Source organism: Microbacterium sp. NPDC090225, from assembly GCF_044772365.1.
Taxonomy (GTDB): Bacteria; Actinomycetota; Actinomycetes; order Actinomycetales; family Microbacteriaceae; genus Microbacterium.
The window spans coordinates 402,500-413,860 of record NZ_JBIVYS010000001.1; the positions used below are offsets into that span (position 1 = coordinate 402,500).

Consider the following 11,361-nt stretch of genomic DNA (forward strand, 5'->3'; position numbering starts at 1 on the left):
GGGCCGTGCATGTCGCACGACCCCCTCCGCTGCGCGTGGTCAGCGGTTCTCGACGCCCCGGATCTGCGGGGTGTGGAACGATCCTCCGAAAGCACGATCCGACGCGCCCTGCCGGTCGAGGTACGGCGAGGCGCCGCCGTCGATGAACGGCCACCCCGCGCCCAGGATCAGGCAGAGATCGATGTCCTCCACCTCCGGGACGACGCCCTCGTCCAGCATCCGCTTGATCTCGTCGGCCAGCCCGTCCTGCACGCGCTGGAGGATGGTCGCCGCAGATGCGGGAGCGGAACCGACGGCGGGCTTCAGCAGCTTCTCGGCCTGCTTCGTCCACCCGGTGACCCGGCCGCCCTTGTCCTTCTCGACGATCGCGTCCAGTTCGGCCAGGGCGTGGAAGTTCTCGTTCGCGTAGAACCGCTCGGGGAACGCCGTCGCCATCGTGTCCTGGACGTGCGCGGCGACCTTCCAGCCGACGAGGTCGATCAACTGGAACGGCCCCATCGGCAGGCCGAGCGGGCCGAAGGCCTTCTCGACGTCGACGATGGGGGTGCCCTCGTACACGGCGCGTGCGGCTTCGCCCATGACCTTCGCCAGCAGGCGGTTCACGACGAACCCGGGAGCGTCGGCGGTGAGCACCGCGTTCTTGCCGAGATTGCGCGCGACGACGAAGGCCGTCGACAGTGCGGCATCCGAGGTGTTCGGCGTCTTCACGATCTCGATCAGCGGCATGACCGCGACCGGGTTGAAGAAGTGGAAGCCGACGAGACGCTCGGGGTGTGCCAGCTTCTCGCCGATCTCCGCGACCGACAGCGACGAGGTGTTCGTCGCCAGGATCGCGTCCTCCGCGATGATCTTCTCGATCTCTCCGAACACCTGCTGCTTGACGCCGACCTCTTCGAACACGGCCTCGATCACGAAGTCGCAGTCCGCGTACAGGCTCTTGTCGGTGGTGCCGGTGACGAGCGCGCGCAGCTTGTTGGCGGAGTCCGCGTCGAGGCGACCCTTCGTCTCCAGCTTCCCGATCTCCTCGTGGATGTACGCCACGCCCTTGTCGACGCGTGCCTGATCCAGGTCAGTGATGAGCACCGGCACCTGCAGCTTGCGCACGAACAACAGCGCGAACTGGCTGGCCATGAGACCGGCGCCGATGATGCCGACCTTGGTGACCTTCTTCGCGAGCTGCTTGTCGGGGGCGCCGACGGGCCGCTTCGCGCGCTTCTGCACGAGATCGAACGCGTACATGGACGCCGCGAACTGGTCGCCCGTGACGAGATCCGCGAGGGCTTCGTCCTCACGGGCGAACCCCTCCGCCTTGGTTCCGCTCTTGGCCTTGTCGAGCAGCTCGAGCGCCGCATAGGGCGACGTCGGCACAGTGCCGATCTTCGACTCGAGCATGCCGCGCGCCATCTTGATCGCGATCGGCCACTTGGTGAGCCGCTCGAGCTTGCCGGGCTCGTTCTTGCGCTCGACCTTCTTGCCGCCGAGCACCGCGTCCGCCCAGGCCAGGGAGTTCTCGAGATAGTTCGCGGCGGGGAAGATCGCGTCGAAGATGCCGAGATCGAACGCCTGCTGCGGCTTGAGCATCCGGTTCTGTTTGAGCGGGTTCGAGATGACGACCTCGAGCGCGTTCTCGATACCGATCAGGTTCGGCAGCAGGTACGCTCCGCCCCAGCCGGGGATGATGCCGAGGAAGACCTCGGGCAGGGCGATCGCCGCGGCGGAGGAGTCGACCGTGCGGTAGGTCGAGTTCAGCGCGATCTCGAGTCCGCCCCCCAGCGCGAGACCGTTCACGAAGGCGAACGAGGGCACGCCGAGCTCGCCGAACTTGCCCAGCACCTTGTGGCCGAGCTGCGCGATGAGCCGGGCGTTGTCGCGCGATCCGACCTTGCTGATGTCGGAGAGATCCGCGCCCGCGGCGAGGATGTACTGCTTACCGGTGATGCCGACCGCCTGGATCTCTCCGGCGGCCGCTCGCGCGGCGAGAGCGTCGAGAGTCTCGCCGAGCTGCGTGAGCGTCGCGGGGCCGAGGGTGTTCGGACGGGTGTGGTCGCGGCCGTTGTCGAGCGTGATGAGCGCGAGCACCTTGCCCGACGCCAGACGGATGTCGCGGGCGGGGGACTTCGTGATCACCTCGCCGTCGGTGAGCGCCTGGATCGGTGCGAAGTCGACGTTCGCGTACTGTTCGGAAACCGTGTTCGCCATGCCTGCCATCACTTCCGCTTCTTGCCGTCGTAGTGCGGGTTCTCCCAGATGACCGAACCGCCCTGCCCGAGGCCGACGCACATCGCGGTCAGGCCGTAACGGACGTCGGGGCGCTCGGCGAACTGGGCCGCGAGCTGGATCATCAGACGCACACCGGATGCCGCGAGCGGGTGGCCGAGGGCGATCGCCCCGCCCCACTGGTTGACCCGGGGGTCGTCATCCGCGATGCCGAAGTGGTCGAGCAACGAGATGACCTGGATGGCGAATGCCTCGTTGAGTTCGAAGAGTCCGATGTCTGAGATCGACAGGCCGGCCTTCTTCAGCGCCTTCTCGGTCGACGGGATCGGGCCGATGCCCATGATCTCGGGCTGGACTCCGGCGAACGCGAACGACACCATGCGCATCTTCGGTGCGAGACCCAGCTCCTTGACCGCGCCGCCACCGGCGAGCAGCGACATCGTCGCGCCGTCGGTGAGGGGCGAGGACGTGCCGGCGGTGACGCGGCCGTGCGGACGGAACGGCGTCTTCAGAGCGGCCAGGTCCTCCATCGTGGTCTGGGGGCGACGCCCCTCGTCCTCGGTGGCGAGACCCCAGGCGCCCTCGGCATCCTTGATCGCGACCGAGACGAGGTCGGGCTGGATCTTGCCGGCGTCGTAGGCGGCCTGCACCTTGTGCTGGCTGAGCATGCCGAACCGGTCGGAGCGCTCCTTGGTGAGGTGCGGGAAGCGATCGAAGATGCGCTCGGCCGTGACGCCCATGTTGAGCGCACCCGGATCGACCATCTTCTCGGCGACGAAGCGCGGGTTCGGGTCGGCGTTGCCACCGATCGGGTGGTGTCCCATGTGCTCGACGCCGCCGGCGAGAGCCAGGTCGTACATGCCCACCCCGATCGAGGCGCCCATGGTCGTCACGCTGGTCATCGCTCCCGCGCACATCCGCTCGACCGCGAGGCCGGGAACGGTCTGGGGGAGTCCGGCGAGGATCGCCACGGAGCGGCCGAGCGTGAGCCCCTGATCCCCGGTCTGCGAGGTCGCGGCGATCGCGACGTCGTCGATGCGGTCGGCCGGGACGGCCTGATTCCGCTCCATGAGACCGATGGTCGCCTTCACGGCGAGGTCGTCTGCGCGGGTGTTCCAGTACATGCCCTTTTCGCCGGCGCGCCCGAAGGGGGTGCGCACTCCATCGACGAAGAAGACGTCCGAGATCTCGGCCACTCTGCCTCCAAGTTTGTGCGGTGGCCTCAGTCTAGGGAGGCCCCGAAACGGGGAGGAATCGGTTGGATCGAACCTACGAACCGGCGGCGGGAGCCTCGTCGGGCTGTTGCGCTGCTTCTACAAAAGCGGCGGCGATCTTCTGTGCGGTTTGTTCAACCTGCCAGGCGCGCGCCCCCAGCGCGGTCAGCGCATCACCGATCGCTTCGGGGGTGTCGCCCGCGGGCGCCCACGCGACGCGGCGCAGGTAATCGGGGGTCAACAGATTCTCGGTCGGCATGTGCAGTTCCTCGGCGATCGCCTCGACCACGGGCCGCGCGGCCTTGAGCCGTGCATCCGCCTCGGGATTGCGATCCGCCCATGCGCGCGGGGGAGGCAGAGCATCGCTCGGAACCCGTTCGCGCGGCAGTTCCTCGGTCGCCCGCCCGTCGACGATGGCCTGCCACCAGCGGTCGAGCTGCGTGCGACTCGCCCGTCCCTGGAACTCCTTGATGCCGGCGAGTGCCTGCTTGCTCTGCGGATTCGCCATGACCGCCGCCACCAGCGAGCGGTCGGGGATGAGCCGCCCGGGAGAGACGTCCTGCGCCTGCGCATATGCTTCGCGGGCCTGCCAGAGGGAGCGCGCCACGGCGAGGTTGCGGGCGCCGCGCACCTGGTGCAGTCCGCTCAGACGTCGCCAGGGGTCCTCGCGGGGCGGCTTGGGTGCACGGCTCAGTGTCGCCGCGAACTCCTCGGCCGCGAATGCCGTCTTCTCCTGCTCGTCGAGCTCGAGGGCGAGAGCGTCGCGCACGTCGATCAGGTGCAGAACGTCGAGAGCCGCGTACTCGAGCCAGGAATCCGGCAGAGGGCGCGTCGACCAGTCCGCGGCCGAGTGCTCCTTCTTCAACGTGATGCCGAGCGTGTGCTCGACGACGGCGGCGAGACCCACGCGCTCGTGCCCGAGCAGGCGCGACGCGAGTTCGGTGTCGAAGATCGTGTGCGGATCGAGATCGAGTTCGCGCAACGAAGGCAGATCCTGACTCGCGGCGTGGAAGACCCATTCGACGTCGCCGATCGCCGCGTTCAGCGGGGTGAGATCGCCGATGGCGGGCGGGTCGAAGAGGAAGACGCCGGCGTCGCGGCGGAAGACCTGCACGAGGTAGGCGCGCTGGGAATAACGGAAGCCGGAGGCGCGCTCGACATCGACGGCGACCGGTCCGGTGCCGTTCGCGAGCACGGCGCAGGCGGCGCGGAACTCCTCGGCATCCGAGATCACGGAGTATTCAGTCACGTACAGCCTTTCGCGCGCCGAGAACGGCGATGCCCTCGGAACCGGGCGGAAGACCCGCCAGCATTCCGACCAGTTCGGCCCATGCCTCGACGTGCGGTCGGAACGGGCCCTGCGGAGTCCAGGACGCCCGCAATTCTATCTGTGCGCCGTCGCCTTCGAGGGCGAGGCCCCCGAAGCCCTTCGACAGCGTCTTGGTCGAGGTGCCCGACGGCGAGCTGTACCGGGCCTCTCGGGAGTCGAGGGCATCGACGAGCCACGACCAGGTCACGTCGGCGAGAAGCGGATCGGTGCCGATCTCGGTCTCGAGGGGTGCCTGCGCGAAGATCACGATCCGCCAGGCTCCTCCCCATCCTGTGGGCTCCTCCGGATCGTGGAGCAGTACGAAGCGACCCGTTCCGTAGACGGAGTCGCCGTCGTCGTCGGGCCGGACGTCTGCAGCGAGCGCCAGAGCGAAGGGGGCGAGGCCGGTGGGGGTCGGAATCTCGCGCACGGTGATGTCGGCACGGAACGCCGTCTCACGCAATTCTGCGGCGGCGTTCTCGAAGAGGGTCCCGGCATCGGGGGGTGCGGTCACGGCAACAGGCTAGAGTCAGGAAGCGATGAAGAGTCTCAGGCACGCCGTTGCACTCCTTCTCCCCGTTCTGCTCGCGCTCGGAGCGGCGTCCGCGCTGCTCGTGCTGAGCATCGCCCGTCGGGTCGTCATGCCGACCCGGAGCGGACCGAACACGAAGATCGTGGCGGTCGACACCGGAGCGCAGACCATCGAGCTCGGTCGCACGCTCGATACCGAGCTTCCGGGGCGCTACGGGCTCTACACGACGGGAACGTACGGATACGTCAAGCTGGGCGCCGTTCTCAGCGCCGACAGCACGACCGTGCGGCGCAAGCTCCTGACCCAGATCGAGCCGGGTGCGCGGGTGGATCGTGACGCGGGCTTCAGCGGCTGGTACTACGCTGCTCCGTCCGAGCTGCACCTGCCGTGGAGCAACGTCCTCATCGGTTCGCCCGCCGGTCCCTGCCCGGCGTGGTTCTTCCCCGCCGAGTCGACAACCTGGGTCATCCAGGTGCACGGGCGCGGAACGACCAGGGCGGAGTGCCTGCGCGCGGTGCCCGTCCTGCACGCTGCGGGACTGCCGAACCTCGTCGTCTCGTATCGCAACGACGGCGAGGCTCCGCGCAGCCGCGGCGGGGCGTATGCCCTCGGAGCCGCGGAGTGGCGTGATGTGGATGCCGCGATCGCCTACGCCCTGCGGCACGGAGCCGAGCGGGTGATCCTGATGGGCTGGTCGATGGGCGGGGCAGTCTCGCTGCAGACCGCCGTGAACTCCGGCAACCGCGATCGCATCGCCGGCCTCATCCTCGAGTCGCCGGTGGTCGACTGGCGCACGGTGCTGCGCTACCAGGCGAAGGAGGCCGGGCTCCGTGCACCGCTCCCGTTGCTGGCGATGGGGGCGCTGTCCCTTCCGGTGACCGCGCGACTGAGCGGCGCGGAGGACGCGATCCCGTTCGACCGCCTCGACATGGTCGCGCGCGCGGAGGAACTCGCCGCTCCCATCCTCATCCTGCACAGCGACGACGACGGCTTCGTGCCGGCGGACGTGTCCCATGCCCTGCGCGATGCGCGCCCCGACCTCGTCACGATGCCGGCCTTCTCGGGCGCACGTCACACCAAGATCTGGAACTACGACGAGGCCGGGTGGACGACGGCGATCCGCGATTGGCTCGCGGAACAGGGCTTCAGCGCTTCTGCCTGACCTGCTTCTTCGCCCGCATGAGCATGCCCGTCATGCCGCCGATGCGCAGGGGGGAGACGGCCTTGGTCAGACCGATCGCCTGCGGGTAGTCCTCCGGGATGGCCAGCACCTGGTCGGGCGTGAGACCCGTGATGCCCTGCACCAGGATGCTCGCGAACCCCCGGGTCGTCGGAGCCTCCGGCGGAGCGGTGGCGTGCATGACGACGCGACCGTCGACGATCTCGACGTAGATGTAGACGGGGGACTGGCACTCCGCCACGCGCTCGCACATCTCGGGATGGTTCGCGACCTCCTCGGACACCTCCGGGAGCTCGTCGGCGAACTCCAGAAGGAGCAGCAGCCGGTCGCTCTCGGGCGTCTCGAGGAAGGCGTCTCGGATCTCGGCGAGGGTCTCAGGAACGTGCGTATCGCTCATCCCTGTCATTGTCACACGCTCAGAGCGATCCGGGCTCCGAGCCGGTGACGATCGGAACGCGCACCGCGCTGCCCCACTCGGTCCAGGAGCCGTCGTAGTTGCGCACGTTCTCGAACCCGAGGAGGTGCTTGAGGACGAACCACGTGTGGCTCGACCGCTCGCCGATGCGGCAGTAGGCGACGACCTCGTCGCCGTCGGCGAGACCGGCGCCGTCGCGGTAGATGGCATCGAGTTCGGCGCGGGACTTGAACCCGCCGTCCTCCGCGACCGCCTTCGCCCACGGCACGCTCTGCGCGGTGGGGATGTGGCCGGCGCGCAGGGTGCCCTCTTCCGGGTATGCGGGGGCCGTCGTGCGCTCCCCGCTGTATTCCTCGGGCGAGCGCACGTCGATCAGCGGCTTGCCGATGTGGGAGAGCACGTCCTCCTTGTAGGCGCGCAGCAGCGTGTCGTCGCGCTCGACGATCGGGTACTCGACCGCGGGGCGGTTCGTCGCCTCGCGCGTGATCTCACGGCCCTCGGAGATCCAGCGGTCGCGGCCGCCGTCGAGCAGACGAACGTCCTCGTGACCGAACAGCGAGAACACCCACAGGGCGTAGGCGGCCCACCAGTTGTTCTTGTCGCCGTAGATGACCACCGTGTCGTCGCGGGCGATGCCCTTGCGGCTCAGCAACTCGGCGAAACCCTCGCCGTCGACGTAGTCGCGCACGACCGGGTCGTTGAGCTCGGTGTGCCAGTCCACCTTCACCGCTCCCGGGATGTGCCCGGTCTCGTACAGGAGCACGTCCTCGTCGGACTCGACGACGACGAGCCCCGGATCTCCCAGGTGAGCGGCGAGCCACTCCGTGCTGACGAGCCGACCCGGCTCGGAGTACTCTGCGAACTTTGCGGACGACGTGTCGAACTCGATGGTCACGGGATGCTCCTCGGGGGTGTGCGAGTGAAAGGGGCGGGCGGCGACGGCGTAGTGTTGATCCGTCGCTTCGACGATAGTTCCCCGCGGTGCCGCAGGCGCCGGATTCGTAAGACTTCGACACAGGAAACGAATGACCGACACGCAGAGCACCACGGGCGTCGTGCGCCTCAGCGACCGACAGCCGACCGTCACCGGTCCCGAGATGCTCGCGAGCCTCGTACCGCCGCCGCAGTTCGACGGTGCGACGTTCGACAGCTACCGCGCGGACGAGGCGTACCCCTCCCAGGAGGAGGCGAAGGAGACGCTCCTGCGGTTCGCCGGACGCGGAGCGCCGGTCAAGAAGGCGTCGTTCTTCAGCCGACCCAAGAAGGAGCCGGCGGTCAAGCCCGGCGTCTATCTCGACGGCGGTTTCGGCGTCGGGAAGACGCACCTGCTCGCGTCGATCTATCACGCGATGCCCGCCCGGCGGAAGTACTTCGGATCGTTCATCGAGTACACCGCCCTGGTCGGGGCGCTCGGATACAAGAACACGGTGGACCTGCTGCGGGGCGCCGATCTCCTCTGCATCGACGAGTTCGAGCTCGACGATCCGGGCGACACCATGGTCATGACGCGCCTGCTGGGTGAACTCGTCACGTCCGGCACGAAGCTCGCCGCCACGTCGAACACCCCGCCGAATGCTCTGGGAGAGGGGCGGTTCGCCGCGCAGGACTTCCTGCGCGAGATCCATCAGATGTCGGACAGCTTCCAGACGATGCGGATCGACGGTGTCGACTTCCGTCAGCGGGCGATCGACGGGCACTCCGTCGTGCTCTCCGATGAGGATTACGCCTCGGCGATCGCCGAGGCATCCGACTCCGGACTCGTCTCCGATGACGCCTTCGACGATGTCGTCTCGCATCTGGCCCGGGTTCACCCCTCCCGGTACATCCGACTGATCGACGGCGTCCGTCTGGTGGGCCTGCGCGATGTGCGCGTTCTCACCGATCAGTCCGAGGCGCTCCGCTTCGTCGCCTTCGTCGACCGTGTGTACGACGCGCAGATCCCGATCGTCGCGACCGGAGTATCGCTGGACCAGGTCTTCGCCGAGGAGATGCTCGGCGGCGGCTACCGCAAGAAGTACCTGCGCGCCATCTCCCGGCTCAATGCACTGACGCATTCCAGCCGCGCGTAACGCGATGGTTACACACCGACGCCGGGTGTAACCGGAGCGAAACACTCCTCGCGTCTTCCCGAAACCGGGCATCGCCACACTGGTGCTCTCAGTTACTCGGATGTGAGGTATTCCATGGATGCTCCCGGCAACATCTCCTGGGCGATCACCGCGACCGCCCTCGTTCTTCTCATGACCCCCGGTGTCGCCTTCTTCTACGGCGGCCTGGTCAAGGCGAAGAGCGTGGTCAGCATGATGATGATGAGCTTCGGCTCCATCGGACTGGTGGCCGTGCTCTGGATCCTGTTCGGCTACTCGATGAGCGCGGTCGACAGCCCGACCCAGTTCGCGGGCAACCCGTTCGCCGACTTCGGTCTCGGGGCGCTCTCCGAGGGTCCCGACGCGAACGTCGCCCTCCTCGGCGTCGCCTACGGCGCCACCTTCGCGATCATCACGGTCGCCCTGATCTCCGGCGCCATCGCCGACCGCGCCAAGTTCGGCTCGTGGCTGATCTTCGCCGGCATCTTCGCCACGGTCGGGTACTTCCCGATCGCCGCGTGGGTCTGGGGCGGCGGTTGGATCATGAACCTCGGCACCACGCTCTTCGGTGAGGACAGCGGCATCGCCGTCATCGACTACGCCGGTGGTACCGCGGTGCACATCAACGCGGGTGCTGCGGCCCTCGCCCTCGCCCTCGTCCTCGGCAAGCGCATCGGCTTCCAGAAGGGCATCCTCAAGCCGCACAACGTGCCGCTGACGCTCCTCGGTGCCGCTCTGCTGTGGTTCGGCTGGTTCGGCTTCAACGCCGGTGCGGAGTGGCTGTCGGAGGACATGGGCGGTGTCGGACTCATCGGCATCAACACCCTCGGCGCCACGGCTGCGGCCATCCTCGGTTGGATCGTCATCGAGAAGATCAAGGACGGCAAGCCCACCTCGGTCGGCGCCGCCTCGGGTGCCGTCGCCGGTCTCGTCGCCATCACCCCCGCCTGCGCCAACCTGACGCCCGGCTGGGCACTGGTCCTCGGCCTCGTCGCCGGTGTCGTCTGCGCCCTGGCCGTCGAGCTGAAGTTCCGTCTCGGCTTCGACGACTCGCTCGACGTCGTCGGCATCCACCTCGTCGGTGGTCTCATCGGTACCCTCTACCTCGGCTTCTTCGCCACCGGTCAGGGCATGTTCACCGGTGGTGACTGGCGCCTGTTGGCCGTGCAGGCGATCGCCGCCGGCGGCGTGCTGATCTACTCCTTCGTCGTCGCCTTCATCATCGGCTTCGCGATCGAGAAGACGATCGGCTTCCGCATCACGAGCGAAGACGAGATCGCCGGTGTCGACTCCGTCGTCCACGGCGAGGAGGGCTACGCGCTCACCAACGCATGATCGGACAGCGCGAGCGACGTAGTGTGAACGTGTGAGTTCATCCAGGAGCATCCTCGTCACGATCGCGCAGGCGCTGCTCGACGCACTGACACCCCGAACGTCCCGGCCCCGAAAGGAGCCGGGACGTTCGGCCGTTCTGAAGGCGTCGAGAACGGATGCCGAGCGCTCCCGCGGGACCGAGACCGTGCGCCTCGATCCCGCGCACCTCGACGGCGTCCTCATCTCCTACGCGCCCGATCGCGACGGTGCTCCCGACGCCGGGGAGATCATCTGGACCTGGGTGCCGTACGAGGAGGGCGACGGCCGGGGCAAGGACCGCCCGGTGCTCGTGATCGGCCGGGAGTCCGCGGACCGGGTGTACGCGGTGAGGATGACCAGCCGATCGCACGACGGCGATCGCGACTACCTCTCGATCGGGTCGGGGGACTGGGACTCCCAGGGGCGCGAGTCCTGGGTCGACGTCGAGCAGCTCTACAGCGTGCACGACGCCGGAATGCGCCGCGAGGCCGCGGTGCTCGCGCGGTCGCGCTTCGATCGGGTCGCCGCCGCACTGCAGCGGCGCTATGGATGGCGAGCGAGCCGGTAGGAGATTCCTCCAATCCGATTCCTCCGGGGTGCCGAACTCCTTGCATGAGCCGCTCTCGCGGTTCCCCGCACAAGGAGGCATCATGCGTTTCATCCCCACGAAGGTCCACGGAGTCCTCGACTACCTCGTCGGCATCGCGCTGATCGCGGCACCGTGGCTGTTCGGTTTCTCCGCCGTCGGCGGCGCGGCGGTCATCATCCCGATCGTGCTCGGTGTCGGCCTCATCGTCTACAGCCTCTTCACGAAGTACGAATGGGGTCCCTTCGGGTTCATCCCGATGCCCGTGCACCTCGTCTTCGACATCGTCGCGAGCCTGTTCCTGGCCCTGTCGCCGTGGATCTTCGGCTTCTCCGGAGAGGCCCTCAACGTCTGGCTGCCCCACGTCGTCGTGGGTGTGACCGTCATCATCGTCGTGCTGTTCTCGCAGCCGCAGCCCCAGACCACGCCCCGGGCCGCTCGAGCCTGATACGCGTACAAGACGGCGCC

11 protein-coding genes are annotated in these 11,361 nt (G+C 68.0%); 5 read left to right on the forward strand and 6 right to left on the reverse strand.

Annotated elements, in window-relative coordinates:
• Positions 1 to 39: 39 nt before the first annotated feature.
• The 4 genes from ACIQTT_RS01990 to ACIQTT_RS02005 form a co-directional block, all read right to left on the reverse strand.
• Entirely contained in the window at positions 40 to 2,208 is a 2,169-nt protein-coding gene (locus ACIQTT_RS01990) for a 3-hydroxyacyl-CoA dehydrogenase NAD-binding domain-containing protein (protein WP_402785282.1), read from the reverse strand.
• Positions 2,208 to 3,413: a thiolase family protein gene (locus tag ACIQTT_RS01995; RefSeq protein ID WP_247622379.1), complete on the reverse strand. Its 1,206-nt coding sequence runs from the start codon at positions 3,411 to 3,413 to the stop codon at positions 2,208 to 2,210. Before ACIQTT_RS01995 ends, ACIQTT_RS01990 begins: the two co-directional genes overlap by 1 nt.
• A gap of 73 nt (positions 3,414 to 3,486) precedes the next feature.
• Positions 3,487 to 4,680, reverse strand: coding sequence for a ribonuclease D (locus tag ACIQTT_RS02000; RefSeq protein WP_402785285.1), 1,194 nt, complete (start codon positions 4,678 to 4,680; stop codon positions 3,487 to 3,489).
• Positions 4,673 to 5,254 (reverse strand): DUF3000 family protein, encoded by a 582-nt coding sequence (locus tag ACIQTT_RS02005; protein WP_402785288.1) that lies wholly within the window; start codon positions 5,252 to 5,254, stop codon positions 4,673 to 4,675. The genes ACIQTT_RS02000 and ACIQTT_RS02005 overlap by 8 nt, the downstream gene beginning before the upstream one ends.
• A 25-nt stretch (positions 5,255 to 5,279) precedes the next feature.
• Here ACIQTT_RS02005 and ACIQTT_RS02010 point away from each other — a divergent pair, with 25 nt between their 5' ends.
• Positions 5,280 to 6,434: an alpha/beta hydrolase gene (locus tag ACIQTT_RS02010; protein ID WP_402785289.1), complete on the forward strand. Its 1,155-nt coding sequence runs from the start codon at positions 5,280 to 5,282 to the stop codon at positions 6,432 to 6,434.
• On the opposite strand, the gene ACIQTT_RS02015 is transcribed toward ACIQTT_RS02010, so the two are convergent.
• Both ACIQTT_RS02015 and ACIQTT_RS02020 read right to left on the reverse strand, forming a co-directional pair.
• Positions 6,418 to 6,849 carry a SufE family protein gene (locus tag ACIQTT_RS02015; RefSeq protein WP_402785291.1) on the reverse strand — a complete coding sequence of 144 codons (432 nt, stop codon included), beginning with the start codon at positions 6,847 to 6,849 and terminating at the stop codon, positions 6,418 to 6,420. The genes ACIQTT_RS02010 and ACIQTT_RS02015 overlap by 17 nt on opposite strands.
• Positions 6,850 to 6,868: 19 nt before the next feature.
• Positions 6,869 to 7,762 carry a sulfurtransferase gene (locus ACIQTT_RS02020; protein WP_402785293.1) on the reverse strand — a complete coding sequence of 298 codons (894 nt, stop codon included), beginning with the start codon at positions 7,760 to 7,762 and terminating at the stop codon, positions 6,869 to 6,871.
• A gap of 130 nt (positions 7,763 to 7,892) precedes the next feature.
• Here ACIQTT_RS02020 and zapE point away from each other — a divergent pair, with 130 nt between their 5' ends.
• The 4 genes from zapE (at position 7,893) to ACIQTT_RS02040 (ending at position 11,341) form a co-directional block, all read left to right on the forward strand.
• Positions 7,893 to 8,936: a cell division protein ZapE gene (gene zapE / locus ACIQTT_RS02025; protein WP_402785295.1), complete on the forward strand. Its 1,044-nt coding sequence runs from the start codon at positions 7,893 to 7,895 to the stop codon at positions 8,934 to 8,936.
• 114 nt (positions 8,937 to 9,050) lie between these two features.
• Positions 9,051 to 10,289, forward strand: a complete 1,239-nt coding sequence (locus tag ACIQTT_RS02030) for an ammonium transporter (RefSeq protein WP_402785297.1) — start codon at positions 9,051 to 9,053, stop codon at positions 10,287 to 10,289.
• A 31-nt stretch (positions 10,290 to 10,320) separates the two neighbouring features.
• Complete coding sequence (locus ACIQTT_RS02035) at positions 10,321 to 10,875, forward strand: type II toxin-antitoxin system PemK/MazF family toxin (protein WP_402785299.1); 555 nt, start codon at positions 10,321 to 10,323, stop codon at positions 10,873 to 10,875.
• 82 nt (positions 10,876 to 10,957) lie between these two features.
• Entirely contained in the window at positions 10,958 to 11,341 is a 384-nt protein-coding gene (locus tag ACIQTT_RS02040; protein WP_402785301.1) for an SPW repeat protein, read from the forward strand.
• Positions 11,342 to 11,361: the final 20 nt, after the last annotated feature.